The organism is Dyella mobilis (genome assembly GCF_016904945.1).
Lineage (GTDB): Bacteria > Pseudomonadota > Gammaproteobacteria > Xanthomonadales > Rhodanobacteraceae > Dyella_B > Dyella_B mobilis.
The window spans coordinates 1,178,715-1,194,700 of sequence record NZ_JADIKF010000040.1 but is presented as its reverse complement, the minus strand read 5'-3'; the positions used below and the strand labels follow the sequence as shown (position 1 = coordinate 1,194,700).

General features: G+C 62.4%; 14 protein-coding genes. 5 read left to right on the top strand and 9 right to left on the bottom strand.

Annotated features, from left to right (window positions below):
- Positions 1-126 precede the first annotated feature (126 nt).
- The 5 genes from ISS99_RS21800 to ISS99_RS21780 all read right to left on the bottom strand — a co-directional run bounded on the left by ISS99_RS21800 (position 127) and on the right by ISS99_RS21780 (position 7,578).
- Positions 127-1,902: a TolC family protein gene (locus tag ISS99_RS21800; protein ID WP_204633691.1), complete on the bottom strand. Its 1,776-nt coding sequence runs from the start codon at positions 1,900-1,902 to the stop codon at positions 127-129.
- Between the two features lie 3 nt (positions 1,903-1,905).
- On the bottom strand, positions 1,906-3,156 hold the full coding sequence (locus ISS99_RS21795) for an HlyD family type I secretion periplasmic adaptor subunit (protein ID WP_204633690.1): 1,251 nt from the start codon (positions 3,154-3,156) through the stop codon (positions 1,906-1,908).
- Complete coding sequence (locus ISS99_RS21790) at positions 3,153-5,369, bottom strand: type I secretion system permease/ATPase (protein ID WP_204633689.1); 2,217 nt, start codon at positions 5,367-5,369, stop codon at positions 3,153-3,155. Before ISS99_RS21790 ends, ISS99_RS21795 begins: the two co-directional genes overlap by 4 nt.
- A 69-nt stretch (positions 5,370-5,438) precedes the next feature.
- The gene (locus tag ISS99_RS21785; RefSeq protein WP_204633688.1) at positions 5,439-6,194 is read right to left on the bottom strand and encodes a response regulator; all 756 of its coding nucleotides are present in this window, start codon (positions 6,192-6,194) and stop codon (positions 5,439-5,441) included.
- Positions 6,195-6,747: 553 nt separating this feature from the next.
- On the bottom strand, positions 6,748-7,578 hold the full coding sequence (locus ISS99_RS21780) for a kinase (protein WP_204633687.1): 831 nt from the start codon (positions 7,576-7,578) through the stop codon (positions 6,748-6,750).
- Positions 7,579-7,618: 40 nt separating this feature from the next.
- Here ISS99_RS21780 and pdxH point away from each other — a divergent pair, with 40 nt between their 5' ends.
- Genes pdxH through ISS99_RS21765 form a run of 3 tightly spaced genes read left to right on the top strand, consistent with a single transcriptional unit; the run spans position 7,619 to position 9,482 of the window.
- Entirely contained in the window at positions 7,619-8,206 is a 588-nt protein-coding gene (gene pdxH, locus ISS99_RS21775) for a pyridoxamine 5'-phosphate oxidase (protein WP_204633686.1), read from the top strand.
- Between the two features lie 11 nt (positions 8,207-8,217).
- Positions 8,218-8,658: a secondary thiamine-phosphate synthase enzyme YjbQ gene (locus ISS99_RS21770; protein ID WP_204633685.1), complete on the top strand. Its 441-nt coding sequence runs from the start codon at positions 8,218-8,220 to the stop codon at positions 8,656-8,658.
- A 14-nt stretch (positions 8,659-8,672) separates the two neighbouring features.
- On the top strand, positions 8,673-9,482 hold the full coding sequence (locus ISS99_RS21765) for a cobalamin-binding protein (RefSeq protein WP_204633684.1): 810 nt from the start codon (positions 8,673-8,675) through the stop codon (positions 9,480-9,482).
- Here ISS99_RS21765 and ISS99_RS21760 read toward each other — a convergent pair.
- From ISS99_RS21760 to proC, 3 genes are read right to left on the bottom strand one after another with little or no spacing between them, the layout of a single operon-like run.
- The gene (locus ISS99_RS21760) at positions 9,467-10,018 is read right to left on the bottom strand and encodes a hypothetical protein (protein ID WP_204633683.1); all 552 of its coding nucleotides are present in this window, start codon (positions 10,016-10,018) and stop codon (positions 9,467-9,469) included. The two genes, ISS99_RS21765 and ISS99_RS21760, sit on opposite strands and share 16 nt — an antisense overlap.
- On the bottom strand, positions 10,015-10,593 hold the full coding sequence (locus tag ISS99_RS21755; RefSeq protein ID WP_204633682.1) for a YggT family protein: 579 nt from the start codon (positions 10,591-10,593) through the stop codon (positions 10,015-10,017). Before ISS99_RS21755 ends, ISS99_RS21760 begins: the two co-directional genes overlap by 4 nt.
- Positions 10,594-10,597: 4 nt before the next feature.
- On the bottom strand, positions 10,598-11,419 hold the full coding sequence (proC, locus tag ISS99_RS21750; RefSeq protein ID WP_204633681.1) for a pyrroline-5-carboxylate reductase: 822 nt from the start codon (positions 11,417-11,419) through the stop codon (positions 10,598-10,600).
- 384 nt (positions 11,420-11,803) lie between these two features.
- On the opposite strand from proC, the gene ISS99_RS21745 reads away from it, so the two are divergent.
- Both ISS99_RS21745 and ISS99_RS21740 read left to right on the top strand, forming a co-directional pair.
- A complete protein-coding gene (locus ISS99_RS21745) occupies positions 11,804-12,841 on the top strand; it encodes a type IV pilus twitching motility protein PilT (RefSeq protein ID WP_204633680.1) in 1,038 nt (345 codons plus the stop codon).
- A 57-nt stretch (positions 12,842-12,898) separates the two neighbouring features.
- Positions 12,899-14,065, top strand: a complete 1,167-nt coding sequence (locus ISS99_RS21740) for a PilT/PilU family type 4a pilus ATPase (protein WP_204633679.1) — start codon at positions 12,899-12,901, stop codon at positions 14,063-14,065.
- 76 nt (positions 14,066-14,141) lie between these two features.
- Here ISS99_RS21740 and ISS99_RS21735 read toward each other — a convergent pair whose 3' ends face one another.
- Positions 14,142-15,917: an outer membrane protein assembly factor BamD gene (locus ISS99_RS21735; protein ID WP_204633678.1), complete on the bottom strand. Its 1,776-nt coding sequence runs from the start codon at positions 15,915-15,917 to the stop codon at positions 14,142-14,144.
- Positions 15,918-15,986 lie beyond the last annotated feature (69 nt).

Genomic DNA, 15,986 nt, shown 5'->3' with positions numbered 1-15,986 from the left:
TTGAACGCATCATCGCGTTGGAGCGCTGTTTGTCTGCTGATCTTTGACTCGTGATGGAGTGCGCTGCGGACAGCTTGAGATGAAGATTATGTAAGCCGTTTCTAAAGATGTGCGGCGGCCGAATACTTACCTATACCCACCGGTGTTCAGCCAGTTCACCAGGTCGCCGGCAGATGCGTATTCGCGCATGACGGCTTGATAAGCGTCGAAGCGGCTGCCGACTTCACCGATGCGATTATTGTAGTAGTCGCTTTCTGCACTGAGCACATCCAGCAGCGAGCGCTGGCCAAGCTGGTACCACTGTTCGAAGAAACCCTTGCGAATGCGGTCGGTTTGTTGGGACAGGGCATCGTATTCCCTGGCGCGTTGGAACGATGAGCGTGCATCTTCGTCGGCAGTGCGCAATTGGTATTCGTAATCGAGCTTTTGTTGCTCGGCGTTGTGCCATTGTGCTTCGGTGCGATATTGGGCAGCCGCTGTTGCGGCGCGCTGCGAACCGCCGCTGAAGAGCGGCCAGCTGACCTGCAGGTAGGTAGCCCATGGCTGGCGGAACCCGGCGTCGTCACGACCGGTATTGCCAGTAACGACCCAGCTCAGCTTGGGTTTGCTCGAGGCGCGCGTAGCATCGGCGTTGAGGTCGGCGGCGCGCGCTTGTGAGGCCGCCTGGCGGACTGCGGGATGCTGCTCGGCCTTGGCCAGCAGATTGGAGAGGTTGGCTCGTTCAATGGGCCAGTCCGATCCCCGTGGAAGTGATACGGGGTGATTGCCGATCAGCTTGTGTAGTGTCAGTTCGGCATCGCGCGCTTTGGCGGCCGCCGCATCGCGACTGGTTTCCGCTTGCAGAAGGCGCGCCTGCGCCTGGGTCAGTTCGCTGGCACGACCGCGATCAGCCCTGACGATCTGAGCCAGCATGTCGCACAGGCGCTGCATGCGGTCGACATAGTGCTGGTACAGATCGACCACGTTGCGCTGCCGTGCCAGCTCCAGCATGGTGTTGACGACTTGATAGGCAAGGTCTTCCAACTGTGCCTGGTAGTGCTCATCGTTCGCCGTGGCCAGTTCCTTGCGGCTTGCGACGGTTTTGCTGTTTTGTCCCCAATCGAACACCGTGGTTGAGAGGTTAAGGCCGATGGAATTTCCGGGATTTGGCGGCACGTCGCGCTCGGATCCAAAATATTTTTCACGCGTTTGCGCAGTAATCGACAGCTGTGGCCAGCGCTGGCCCTTGGCTTGATCGACGTCCGCTTCTGCGGCCAAATATTCGGCGTAAATTTGCTTCAGTTGCGGTGTGCGGCTAGCCGCCTGCCGTACGGCATCGCCAAGCCATTGCTTCAAGCCGATTTCGGTCAGGGCATTGCAATCGCTGTCGCGCACGGAGCGGTCGTCGAGCATTTGCACCAGCAGGCCGGCGCGCTTGTCTTTCAGATTTTCGGCTGGCGGATGTCTGTCGAACGCAGGTTTGTCGGGTACGTTGAGATTGAGCGAAGGTGCCGGTGGCGCCAGTGTTTGCGCGGTGGGCGCCACCGGGGCGACGACCTGGCCGGTCAGCAGCAGGCGTTCGTTTTCGGCGGCTGTCTGTGCCAGATTGGCCTGGTTTTGCGCGGTGATTCCTCGGGTCAGGCGTTGTTGCTCATCCTTCAACGCGGAAAGCGCGAGAGAAGCTTCAGCGGCGGCATTGCTTGCAGGCTTGGTACTGGGGACCGGAGGCGTGATGGATGCAGGCGCCGGTGGCTTCGCCACTGCCGGCTCTGGCGGCGTGACGACGGCCGGTCGGTGCCATACCTGCATGAATTCGTCATGAGTCGCATGAGCCAAAGGCGGCGACAGAATCAGGCCGATACAGAGCGGCAATGCCGCTTGACCACGCCTGCGGGTCGAAGGGCGCTTTAATTCGCTCGTCACGGCTCAGCGCTCCCGGAAGGCTTCGCGAGCCTTGAAGATTGGCTTCATCAGGTAGTCGAAGATGGTTTTTTCACCGGTGCGGATATCCACGGTGCCGGTCATGCCGGGAAGAATCGGAAAGGTTTTCCCTCCGGCATGTAGTGCGTTGCTGTCGGTTATTACGTCGACGCGGTAATAAGTGGCATCGGGACGTCCGGCGGCGGCTTTCTGGTCGTCCTTGAGGGTGTCTGGGCTGACGAAGGTCACCTTGCCTTTGAGACCGCCGTAAATGCCGTAGTCATACGCCGTAATTTTCACCATGGCCGGCTCGCCCGCATGCACGAAGGCGATGTCGGAAGGCTTTACGCGTGCCTCGAGTAGCAAGGTGTCTTCCAGTGGCGTGATTTCCATGATGTGCTCGCCGGGCTGGATCACACCGCCTAGCGTGGTGATGCTGACCTTCTTGACGATGCCGTCGACCGGCGCGGTGACGTCGGTACGCAGCAGCACATCGGCGCGGCCGACCACGTTTTCCTGGGTTTGCGACAATTCCAGTTCATCGCGTACCAGTTCGGCTTGCGCGTCGGCCTTGAAGCGGTTTTGCTGGTCGACGATCTGCGCCTTGGCATCGGAGGCCTGGCGTTTCATGCGCAACAATTCCACCTCGGAAAGCAAACCTTTTTCGGCCAGAGGTTCGGATAGCGCCAGTTCCTGCATTTGCAGGTCGTAGCTCTTCTGCAAGGCCGCGACGGCCTCGTTGAGGGCTTTCCTGCGCGCATCGTAGGCGTGGGTTTCCTGCTCGATCTGCGCTTTGCCGGCCTCTTTCACGTCGCCGGGAAAGGTCAGCGGCGTGCCATAGGCCTCGGCGCGCAGGCGTGCAATGGTGGCCTTCAGGCCGATCGCCTTGGCCCAGGCTTCGCGATAGCTGGTTTCAGCACGGGTCGGGTCGATCTTGGCCAGCAGCTGGCCCTTCTTCACGGTATCGCCTTGGCGCACGCTGAGCGTTTCGAGTATGCCGCCTTCCAGGCTTTGAATGACCTGGTCACCGCTGCGTGCGACCACGGTGGCTTCGCCACGGGTGACTTCCTCCACGTGGGCAAAGCGCGCCCAGACCAATCCGCCCACCAGGATCACGAAGATCAGGTACAGCACGATCTTGGTGCCGGCGGTGGATTGGGTGAGCAGTGACTGTTGCAGGTCGTCGATGAAGGCGGCATCGGCGCGCGACACGCGCGGCTGGACGCTGCGTTGCCGCAGCTTGTCTAGCAGTTTCATGGTGCAATCCTTTGCGCCCCGGTGACCTTGTTGGTAGCGGCGAGGCTCGCCAATACCTGTTCTTTCGGTCCGTCCTTGACCACTTTGCCTTGATCGACCACCACCACGCGTTGGACCAGCGACAGCAGCGAAGGGCGATGCGTCACGACGATCATCGTCTGGCCTTCGGTGGCGCGGGCCAGATGCTCCAGGAACTGTGTTTCGGTCTGCGCGTCCATCGCACTGGTGGGTTCGTCCAGCAACAGCAGCTTGGGCCGCGCAAGCAACGTACGCGCAAGCGACACCAGTTGGCGCTGGCCGCCAGACAGGCCGCTGCCGTTTTCGCCTACCGGCAGATTGATACCCAACGGATGGCCGGCGGCGATCTGGTCCAGGCCGGTCAGGCGCAGCACGCGCAAAAGTTCTTCAGAAGTGGCGTCGGGTCGCCCGATCATCACGTTCTCGCGCAAGGTGCCGTAGAACAGCTGCGCTTCCTGGCTGACGAAGCCGACCGCGCGGCGCCAATCGGCGGGATCGATCTGTGCGACATCGATATCGTCGCTGAAGATTTGTCCCTGCGTGGGGCGGTACAGTCGCGCAATCAATCGCAGCAGGGTGGATTTGCCGCTGCCGATGCGCCCCAGGATGGCTATGCGCTCGCAGGGCCGTACTTGCAGGTTGATGCCGGTGAGGATCGGCGGATTGGCGATCATGCCGGTCTGCGGATAAGCGAAACCGATGTCCTTGAGCGTGACTTGCCCGCTGAGCGAAGGCTGGTGCAGGTATTCCTGCGTGGCGTCGCGATCGACCGGCATCTCCATCAGGTCGTTGAGCGACTGCATCGCCGCCTTGGCTTGCTGGAAGCGCAAGGCCAGGCCCAGCACCTGGCTGAGCGGCGCGGTGACACGGCCGGCCAGCATCACCGTGGCAATCAGCGCACCCTGCGTCAGCGAACCGTCGCTGATCAGATACACGCCAAAAATCACGATCGCGATGGTCTGGAACTGCTGCAGGAAGGTGACGAAGCTGGTGGCGCCGCTAGACAGCTCGCGTGCTTTCATCGACGAAGCGGCGGTCAGTGCGCTGAATTCGTCCCAGCGCTTCTGCATGCGGCCTTCACCGCTTACCGCCTTGAGCGTTTCCATGCCCTCGATCGATTCGATCAGGATGCCTTGCTTGAGCGAGGCTTCGCGCAGGTTCTCGCGCATGGTGCGAGCCAGCGGCCATTGCATGACGATGCTGACGATCAGGATGATCGGCACCATCAAAAGCGGAATCCAGCCCAGCGGCCCGCCGACGGCGAAGATCACGCCGATGAACATCAAGACAAACGGCAGGTCCGACAACGCCGACAACGAGGCGGAGGTGACGAAGTCGCGCACCGATTCGAACTCGCGCACACGGTTGGCGAACGAACCGGCCGAGGCAGGCTTGCGTTCCATCTGGATCGCCATGGCCTGATGGAACAGCATGCTGCCCATCAACAGGTCGGCCTTCTTGCCTGCGACATCGAGCAGGTGTGAGCGGATGAAGCGCGACGCGGCTTCGAAAACCATCGCGATGCCCACGCCGATGGCCAGCGACCACAGTGTTACGAACGCCTGGTTCGGCACCACGCGATCGTAGACATTCATGGTGAAGAAGATGCTGGCCAGCCCGAGCACGTTGATCAGCAGGGCGGCGAGCGCGGCGCTGGCGTAGTAGCGACGGAAACGCCAGAGTGTGCCGTAGAGCCAATGGCCGACGCTTGGCCTGGTTTCTTCGCCGGCACGTTTGTCCACCTTGGCACGCGGCTTCACGAAAATCGCGTATCCGGCGTAGAACTCCTTCATCTGATCCTGGGTGTACTCCACCGGCTCGCTGCCGACGTCGGGCACGATCAATTGATACAGCAGTTTGCCCTTGGCTTCCGGATCGGGATCGGCGCGCCGGCCGAGCAAAACGCAACTGCCAAAACGGCTATGCAACAGGATGACCGGCAAGACGTGCGGCACGATGGCGTGCAGCGGGCGTTCGAACAGGCCTGCGGCGAGGTCGGCATTGCTCAGTGCCGCCAAAGCCTGCGACGGCGATAGCAGGCCTGCTCGGGGTAGTCCCGCGAGCAATGCGTCGCGGGATGGACCTTGGCCGTAGTGATCGCAAATCCACAACACACTTTCGAGCAGGCTGTCGTGGTGGGTCGTGTCGGCAGGGGGCAACGTCGGGTCGGCACTGCCCGTTGACGAAGGAGTCATGGCCTTCCTTTGCTTGAGATCGTCCGCGGTATGCGTCACGCGCACACTGTCTGGACGCGTTTCCTTGCGTCAGCGATCGCCGTCGACGTTAGCTTGTGGTGCGGGGGTGCGCTGGCTGTCTTCGTCGTAGAGCGCGAGATTGGATTCCATGCCGTACTTGATGAGATCGGCATCGCGTCGGATGCCCAGCCGGCGCATGGCACTCATCTTCTGCGTGCTGACCGTCTGTTTGCTTCGATGCAGGCGGTCGGCGATTTCGCTCACGGTGAGCCCGGACACGAACAGGCGGATGACTTCGAGTTCGCGAATGGTCAGGTTGTTGACCGGGGCCGCGGAAGGGTCGGCACCGATGCCGTGCATCTTCACGATGGTCTGGATGCTGGGCGAGAAAAATTTCTTGCCGGAGAGCACCGCATAAAGGCTTCCCGCGACATAGGTGAGCGAATCGGACTTGCTCAGGACGGCGTCTACGCCTTGCGCGATCAGCGAGCGGATTACGCCGGGATTGCTCATCATGGTGATGGCGATCAGGTGGGTCTTGGGGTAGCGGCGCTTCAGGAATCCAAACAGTGCAATGCCATCGCCGTGGCTGCCGCCGGGCATCGCGTAGTCGGATACGACGACGTCGACGGGATGCTGGTTGAGCAGCTTCATCAACTCGGTGGAGTTCTCCGCCGTGCCTATCACGGCCACTCCGGCTTGCTTCTCCAGTTCGTATGCCAGGCCGGAAAGAAGCAGGGGATGATCGTCTGCGATTGCGACCCGGATGGGGCGGCCGTGGATGTTGAGTGGATCCAGGTCGTTTTTTTCACTGGAGAGATTCACGTGCGAGGCTCCTTGGTTGTGAAGATGTCTTCCATGACACACGACGGTGTAAGAACTTCGACAATTCGCTGCAGCGATATCGAAGGTTACTTCGAGTGGCTTCAGTGAGGGTCGCCGTCGTGCATCAAACATACATCCGTGTGTGCACCCATTAGGTCATTGGTGGCGGAGAGTGCGGTTGCGTGGCGTGCGTGCCGCGTTGTGATATTTGATGACCATGCACTAGTAAAGAAATGAGAAGTGCGAACGAATTATGTGGATTGACCTAATGGGGTCCAATAGTTTTGCCCTTAAATTCCCGGTGCAATGGTTATAAGGTTAAGCTCCGTTTGTGATAACGATCCGCACGTACGCGAATGCATGGAGCGTTTTGCTGCATAGCATTGCAAGCCCATTTGCGCAGCGCACAGCGGATGCCTGGGAATGGAATGAACTTTGGGTCTGGTGCCCCACTGTCCGGCGTCATCGCTCGGACGTGCACGCCCTCACTCTTCCTTGGACGGCGCGCAAACGGCTTCCATCACGGGCCGCGAAAATAGAGCGTTGGCAGGCGCTAGCTGTGGTTGAGGCCGGTGACGTGGTGCTTGGTGTCGTATTCGACACAGGTGTCGGCCAGGACCGGCAAGGTGGCCAGGGCGTGGCGGCTAAGCCGTTCGAAGTGGGCAAGGAAGCGCTGCATCGCCTGGGTGTCCATGGCCAAGGGCGCGCCGCGGGCGAGCAATTCCTTTTCGGTTTCGCTGCGCCAATGGCGTACGACTTCCCAGTTGGGTGCCTGCAATACGATCAGGGCATCCAGTTTTCGCCACAGCGGTTGATAACCGCGCAATTGCTTGTTGACCCAATGGCGCCAGCGGCCGTCTTCGTCTTCGCTGCGTTCCAGCTCGTTGATCGGCTGTTCCAGAGCGCTTTCCAGTTCGGGGCGCAGGCCCAGCGCCCAGCCTTCCACCACAACCAGCCGGGGCGGCCGCGTGACGCGCGGCCAGCGCGAGGGCGGCATGCGGGTATCGCGCCCCTTGTCGAAACGTGGCCAGCTGACCGGGAGTTTGTCCGAAGCGTTCGGCAGTGCGGCCAGCACGGAAAGCAGCAGCTCGATTTCGTGGGTGCCGGGCACACCGCGTGTGCGCAGCAGGGGGTGGATCTGCTGGGCCATCGCCTCGCGTTCACTGCGGGAGTAATAGAAATCGTCCAGCGAGAGGATCTCGGTGGGCCAGTCGCGCTGCTCAGCCTGGGCCTTGATCACCCGGGCCAGGGTGCTCTTGCCGCTCCCCTGTAGCCCCGAGAGGCCGAGCACGTACGGCCGGCGGGCCCGCGCGATGCGGCCGGCGTAATGATCCAGCAGATGCCCTGCGAGGGCCTGATTCTGCGTGCTAGCATCCTCCGTCATTGCATCATGATGACGTGCGTGAGCCACGATTCAAGACCCTATGCTGAAACCCGAGATTCTTGACACTTTCCATACACTGCTGGATCAGGCGGTTGCCAGTGGCGATCCTGAGCCGAGCGCCATGAATTTGTCCAGCGTCGATGCCGCCGGGCGGGTCAGCTCGCGCATCGTATTGCTGAAAGGAGCGGATCAGCGCGGCTTCCGTTTCTTCACCAATTACCAAAGCGACAAGGGCGTGCAACTGGATGCCCACCCGCAGGTGGCCCTGTGCTTCCACTGGAAGCGTTTGCGCGAAGGCGTGCAAGTGCGCGTCGAAGGTGTGGTGCGCAAGCTGCCGGCGGAAGAGTCGGATGCTTATTTCGTCAGCCGCCCGCGTGGCAGCCAGATCGGTGCCTGGGCCTCGTTGCAATCGCAGACCTTGCCGGCGCGTGAAACATTCGAGCAGCGCGTGGCGCATTTCGAGCAGCAATACGAAGGTCGCGATGTGCCGCGTCCACCGCATTGGGGCGGCTACGTGGTCGAGCCGGACATGATCGAATTCTGGTACGGCGCAAATTTCCGGCTGCACGAACGCGTGCGCTGGGATCGCCACGGCCAGACCTGGACCAGTCGCCTGCTGTATCCCTGAGGGCATCTGCCATGAGCCGAGCCACCCCTGCGGAGCACGTCGCTCAGAACGCTTTCACCGTCCATGCGCGCGGGCGCGGTTTCAGCGAGATCACTGACAAGGTGGCGGAACTGGTGGCGGCCAGCGGCGTGCATACCGGCATGGCCAATGTCTTCACCGCGCATACCAGCTGTTCGCTGCTGATAAGCGAAAATGCCGACCCCGCGGTGCGGGCGGACCTGGAACGCTGGTTCGCCCGTGCGGTGCCGGACGGCGATCCGCTGTTCCAGCACGATGCGGAAGGCCCCGACGACATGCCCGCCCACGTGCGATCGATCCTCACTGGCGTGAGTCTCACGATTCCCGTGCACGGCGGCAAACTGCTGCTGGGAACCTGGCAGGGAATCTACCTGTGGGAGCACCGGAAGGATCCGCATCAACGCAAAGTCACCGTCACCGTGTTTGGCCATTAAAAAGCGAGAAATGAGTGGTTGATTCCTTTCCCCAGCGCATCGTCTGCCTCACCGAAGAACCGACCGAAGTGCTGTACGCGCTGGGCGAGGAACATCGCATCGTAGGCATTTCCGGGTTCACCGTGCGCCCGCCGCGTGCGCGCAAGGAGAAGCCCAAGGTCTCCGCGTTCACCAGCGCCAAGCTGGATGAAATACTGGCATTGAAGCCGGACCTGGTGATCGGCTTTTCCGATATCCAGGCCGATATCGCGCGCGACCTGATCCGTGCGGGTGTCGAGGTGTGGATCAGCAACCATCGCAGCGTAGACGGCATCCTCGCCTATATCCGCCGGCTGGGCGCCATGGTCGGCGCTTACGAAAAGGCCGAGCGCTACGCGCAGCGCGCCGAGGCGCACCTGGCCGACATTCGCGCGGCCGCCGCGCAACTGCCGCGACGGCCCAAGGTGTATTTCGAAGAGTGGGACGAGCCGATCATCACCGGCATTCGCTGGGTGGCGGAGCTGATCGGCATGGCCGGCGGCGACGACGTGTTTCCCGAACATTCGCGCGAATCGCTGGCCAAGCATCGCATTCTCGCCGATGGTGGCGAGGTCGTGCAGCGCGCGCCGGACATCATTTTCGGTTCGTGGTGCGGCAAGCGTTTTCGGCCTGAAAAGGTGGCGGCGCGATCCGGCTGGGAAACCATTCCGGCGGTGCGCCACGGCGACCTGCACGAAATCAAATCGCCGATCATTCTTCAGCCGGGCCCGGCGGCGCTGTTCGATGGCCTCGACGCCATCCACGCGGTGATCGCCGACTGGGCTGCTCGTTATCGCGAGGCGTGACCGGGCAGGCAGGGCGCTGCCGCGCGCTTCAGCGCCAGGGTTTGCCGCGCATCCGGCGTGAATTGAGCGACCAGCGGTGGCGTCTGTGCATCGTTGCTCGATTGCGCCCAGGTCAGCGTTTCGCCGGGCTCGCCAAGTGCCGCGGCGACATCCGTAGCAGTACCGCGCTTGCCGGGTACGGTGGCAATGCTGAACACGAACGCGCCATCCCGTTCGCCACTGCGCCAACCCGAAACGGGTACAGGTGCAAACCGATGCGTGGCCACCTGTAGCCGTGCGCTCGGTTGGAATGAGGCGGGAGCCCGCGGGCCTTCATAGGCATCAAAGGGAAAATCCGGCGCAGCCTCCATGCCCAATGCCAACTGCATGGAGAGTGCGGCACCGGTGCCGCGGGTGCAGATCAGCGTGAACCAGGCCGGGTGGTCGCCGCTAGCGGTGGTGACGGTGCCGTGCACCGTCACCAGCGGCGGTTGCAGTGCCTGTGCCCCGGCGGTGGATGCCAGGAGCAGGCACAGCCATGCCGCATGTCGGATCATCCGTTGCCCAGGGAGAGCCGTGCGCCGAGATCCAGCAGTGGCTGGGCGAGCAAGATGCGTGCAAGCAGCAGCACGATGACCACTACCGTCGGCGAGAAATCGATGCTTCCGGCCACCAGCTTGCCGCGCAGCGGGCGCAGCAGCGGATCTGCGATGGCGCCGGCAAAGCGCATCAGCGGCTGGTAGGGGTCGGTCGACAGCATGCTCAGCAGCGACCAGCCGAAGATCACCACGATGTAGAACAGCAGCACGAAATCGACCAGATCGGCCAGCGACATCACCAGCAGTCCCAGCACCTGCGGGAAAATACCGCCCAGCGCCAGGATCAGCACACGCTCGATCAACAGCGCGAGCCACACCATCAGCAAGGCGGCCAGGTTGATGTAGCGCCAGTTCGGCAGCACCTTTCGGATCGGCGCCAGCACCGGATTGGTGTAGCGATAGATGAATTGGCTGAGCGGGTTGCGGAATTCGGCACGGGTCGCTTCGGCCAGCAATCGGCACAGGAAAAGCGTAGCGATGGCGCCGAAGGCGAACTGGATCAGCATGGACAGGGCGTTGGCCAGGTAGGACATCAGATCATTCCTTATCCAGGGCGGCGGCCAGTTCTTCGCCGCGGCGCGTGGCGGCGGCCACGGCTCGGGCGATGACACGGGGCAACTGGTCGGCGCTGAAGCTTTCCAGCGCGGCCTGGGTGGTTCCGTTGGGGGAGGTGACGCGCTGGCGCAGGGTGGCTGGTGCCTCATTGCTTTCCACCAGCATGCGCCCGGCGCCGAGGCAGGTCTGCGAAGCCAGGATACGCGCCGTTTCGCGCGGCATGCCTTGTGCGACGGCGGCATCTTCGAGCGCTTCGACGATGGCGAAGAAGTAAGCCGGGCCGGAGCCGGAGATTGCCGTGACGGTGTCCATCAGCCTTTCGTCATCGATCCAGCGGGTAATGCCGGCGGCGTCCAGGATGTGCTGTGCCTGTTCGCGTTGCTGCGGCGTGACGCGCAGGTTGGCGCACAGGCCGGTGGCGCCGGCGCCGATCAACGCCGGCGTATTGGGCATACAGCGCACGATCGGCAGCAGGTTGCCGAACCAGCGCTCCAACTGGTCGATGCGCACGCCAGCGGCAATGGAGATCAGCAATGGGCGGTTGCGCTGCAAGGTGTCGCGCAGTTCGGCGTAGATCGCCGGCATGATCTGCGGCTTCACCGCCAGCACCAGCACATCGGCATCCTCGGCGGCGGCCCGGTTGTCGGCAAAAGTGGTGACGCCGAAATCGCGCCCCAGGGATTCGCGCGCCTGCGCCAGCGGCTCGGCCACACGCACATTGGCGGCGGCGGTGCCGGTGTTGAGCAGGCCGCCGATCAGGCTGCGGGCCATGTTGCCGCCGCCGATGAATGCAATTCTTGTCATGTTGCGGTTATCCGGGGTCTTCAAGGGGCATACCTTACTGAAGGCGGGGAACGGGGAACAGGGAACGGGGAGCATTGAGTTCGGTACTAGCAAGCATGCGCATCCCCTCTAGTGCCCGTGACCGATTCGAAGTTGGCGGCAAGGGCGTGTCGTACCCTGCACGTTCCCCGTTCCCCGCTTTAATGTGCTCGCGCCCGCATTTAGGCGATTGAAAGACTGGCTGTTTTACCACCGCCCCGAGTAGTATCGAGGCGGCTGCAAGGGAGCGGGGGGAGCGGCGGGGCAGGCATGCCCGCGCCGGTGCGTCCGTCCTAAGGTGACCTACCGTCGTCCTGTTTGTGGCTGCACTTCTATAACTGACGATCGGTTGAGGGGAAACATCCGATGGATATCGCCGAACTGCTTGCCTTCTCGGTGAAGAACAAGGCGTCCGACTTGCACCTGTCCGCGGGCCTGCCGCCGATGATCCGCGTGGATGGCGACGTTCGCCGCATCAACATCCCGGCGCTGGAACACAAGCAGGTGCACGCGCTGATCTACGACATCATGTCGGACAAGCAGCGCCGCGACTACGAAGAATTCTACGAGACCGATTTCTCGTTCGAGATTCCCGGCCTCGCGCGCTTCCGCGTCAACGCGTTCAACCAGAACCGTGGCGCTGGTGCGGTGTTCCGTACCATTCCTACCGAAGTGCTGACCCTGGATGACCTGGGCTGCCCGAAGGTATTCCGCGAACTGATCGAGCAGCCGCAGGGCCTGATCCTGGTGACAGGGCCGACCGGCTCGGGCAAATCGACCACGCTGGCGGCGATGGTCGATCACATCAACAAGAACGAATACGGTCACATCCTCACCATCGAGGATCCGATCGAATTCGTGCACACCTCGCAAAAGTGCCTGGTCAACCAGCGCGAAGTGCACCGCGACACGCACGGCTTCAACGAGGCGCTGCGCTCGGCACTGCGCGAAGACCCGGACTACGTGCTGGTGGGCGAGTTGCGCGACCTGGAAACCATTCGCCTGGCGCTGACCGCCGCGGAAACCGGCCACTTGGTGTTCGGCACCCTGCATACCAGCTCGGCGGCCAAGACCATCGACCGCATCATTGACGTGTTCCCCGCCGGTGAAAAGCCGATGGTGCGCTCGATGCTGTCCGAATCGCTGCGTGCGGTGATTTCACAGTCGCTGCTGAAAAAGGTGGGCGGCGGCCGTATTGCTTCGCACGAGATCATGGTGGGCATCCCTGCCATCCGCAACCTGATCCGCGAGGACAAGGTGGCGCAGATGTATTCCTCGATCCAGACCGGCCAGCAATACGGCATGCAGACGCTGGACCAGAACCTGCTCGACCTGGTGAAGCGCGGCCTGGTGACGCGCCAGCAGGCGATCGGGTATGCGAAGAACAAGGAAGTGTTCAAGTAAGACAGAAGCGGGGCGTTTGCGGCCTCGTTCTGATGCAGGTTCTTAGGGGAGAGCGCCATGAGCGAATTCGACTTCACATCATTTTTAAAGCTGATGGTCCACAAGAAGGCTTCGGACCTGTTCATTACCGCCGGCGTGGCGCCGTCGATGAAGGTGCAGGGGCGCGTCGTGCCGATCACCCAGAGCCCGCTGTCGGCGCAGCAGTCGCGCGACATGGTGATCAACGTGATGACGCCGGCGCAGCGCGAGGAATTCGAAAAGACCCACGAGTGCCAGTTCGCGATTTCCGCGCAGGGCGTGGGGCGTTTCCGCGTGTCCTGTTTCTATCAGCGCAACTGCGTGGGCATGGTGCTTCGCCGCATCGAGTCGAAGATTCCCTCCATCGAAGAACTGGGCCTGCCGCCGGTCATCAAGCAACTGGCCATGACCAAGCGCGGCATCATCATCTTCGTGGGTGCGACCGGTACGGGTAAGTCGACCTCGCTCGCGTCGATGGTGGGCTACCGCAACCAGAATTCGACCGGTCACATCATTACCATCGAAGACCCGATCGAATACGTGCACAAGCACGAAGGCTGCATCATCACCCAGCGCGAACTGGGCATCGATACCGACAGCTGGGAAAACGCGCTGAAGAACACCTTGCGCCAGGCACCCGACGTGATCCTGATCGGCGAAGTGCGTACCCGCGAAACGATGGAGTACGCGATCAACTTCGCCGAAACCGGCCACCTGTGCCTGTGTACGCTGCACGCCAACAACGCCAACCAGGCGATTGACCGCATCCTGCACTTCTTCCCGGAAGACCGGCGCCAGCAGCTCTTCATGGATTTGTCCTTGAACCTCAAGGGCATCGTGGCGCAGCAGCTGATTCCGACGCCGGACGGCAAGGCGCGGCGCGTGGCGATGGAAGTGATGCTGGGCACGCCGCTGGTGCAGGACTACATCCGCCAAGGCGAGATCCACAAGCTCAAGGAAGTGATGAAGGAGTCGACCAACCTCGGCATGATGACCTTCGACCAGAACCTGGTGCAGCTCTACCAGGCCGGCGAGATCAGCTACGAAGATGCCCTGCGCCACGCCGACAGCGCGAACGAAGTGCGCCTGCGCATCAAGCTGTCGCAGGGCGGCGATGCGCACACCTTGTCGCAGGGTCTGGAAGGTGTCGAGCTGGAGGAAGATCGCTCCAACCAGCAAGGTGGCAGCGGGTTCCTGCGTCGTTGAATTTGCGGTCGCTGGCCGGCTGCCCAACGCAAAAAAAAGGAGCCGAAAGGCTCCTTTTTTTGTTGCGATCAACGGATCACTTCAATTCCGTGTGCGTGGTGATGATCAATCCCTGATCGCCCATCTTCACGCTGCCGCCGATGGCCTTGATGTGCGCGGCTTCCGATTCCATCGCCGCGAACTGCGCCTTGGTGCTGGCCAGGGTCGCATCGGTGTTCTTCTGGTCGCCCTGCGGGTCGCTGCTGTCCGGGTTGGCGGCGGCCGCCATGCTGGCTGCGGTTTCCGCGCGCTGCTCCAGCAGGTGAATCCAGTTGGCATACATGTCGCCGTCCAGATGCATGCGCATCAGGTCGCCGGTGTCGCCGCCGGGCTGCTTGAGCAGGTCGGCCAGCTTGTCGCTCTCGTCGGCGCCGCCCATGGCAACGCCCAGCGATTTGGCGCCCATCGCGGCCCAGCCCGATTCGCCCAGTGCATTGGTGAGCTGGGCGGGCAATGCCGCCGGCTTGCCGTCGTCGCTGAGTTTTACGCCGGCGATCAGCGGGCTGGTGACCTGCGCCATGGCCAGCAGGCCGGCGGGGTTGTTGGTGCCGATGACCACGCGGCCGGAAAACTTCGGCATGCCGCCATTGGGGTTGGGGGTGTAGCTGTCGAGCGCCACGTGCAGGCCCAGCAAGTCGCCGATCGGCGGTACGGCCGCCTTCTGCACGGTTTCGCCGAGACTGCTGAAGCTTTCGTTGAGGTTTTCCAGCATCGGGCAGCTGAACGGCTTGGCCGCTACCGCATCGGCCTGGGCGCCCCAGAAGCTGCGCAAGGTGCTCATCGGCAGGGCCACGCTCACTTCAAAAGGAGCGGTAGGTTCGCTACCGAGGCCCGGCAATTCGACTTTCAGTCCGTTGAAGGCGCTGATGATGTCGCCGGCCAGCGAGACATCGAAGCGCATGTCGCGATGTTTGTCGTCGAGCGTGGTGTAGCCCATGCTCACTTGCGGCACGCGGGCGGCGATGCGATTGGCATCGGTCTGGCAGGTGGCCGGTACCTGGATCAGGTTGGCTACCGGTTCGCCGGTCTTGGCCGATTCGGTTTGGGCGCGGGCCTTGAGCAGGGCAAGCGCCAGCGGGTCCTGCCCGCCGGTAGCCAGCGGCAGCAGCTTGGTCAGGTCCACCTCGCCTACGGCCCATTTGGCGTAGCCCTTGGCCTTGGCCAGCTCGGTGAGGGTATCGCTGTCCTGCAGGCTCTTGGCCGGGCGGTCCAGGCCCAGCACCTGGCGCAGCAAGGGCTGGGCGGCGTCGTCCGGCAACATGGCCAATACGGCCTGCTTGCCGACCACGGCGATGATGAATTGCAGGTGGGAGGTCGGCGCCACGTAGCGCTGGTAGCTTTGCGTACCCAGCGTAACCACGTCGAACTTCTTGCCGTAGTCGCTCTGGATCTTGGTGACGAAATTCTGGAACGCCTGGGTATCGGCCAACGACACGCGCAGCACCGGCGAAAGGCCCATGCCGTAGAACGCGGCATATCCCTTGGGATCGATGCCGATGTTCTGGATCACCTGGGCCGTGGTCTTGCCGTCGAATTCGCCAGCCACCGTGCGCAGGTATTTGGCCATGTCCGGATCGGTGGCCTGCAGCTGGTCGGCTTGCGCCTTCATCTGCGCGACCTGCGCGGGCATTTCGGCATCGACCTGGGCGAAGATCGCCTGGCGCGTGTCGTTGTCGAGCGCGTCGAGATTGGCCAATACGTAAGGGGTATCCGCCGGCACGAAGGCCAGGGGGGCATCCTTGTCTTTGTGCGAGCAGGCGGCCAGCATCAAGCCGGACAGCGCCAGCGCCAGCACGCGCTTGTGTCTACGCATAATCATCCCCGGAAGGTGTCGTTTTAACGGCGGCATTATGCCTGCTTTACGGCTGCAACGCCTGCCCGG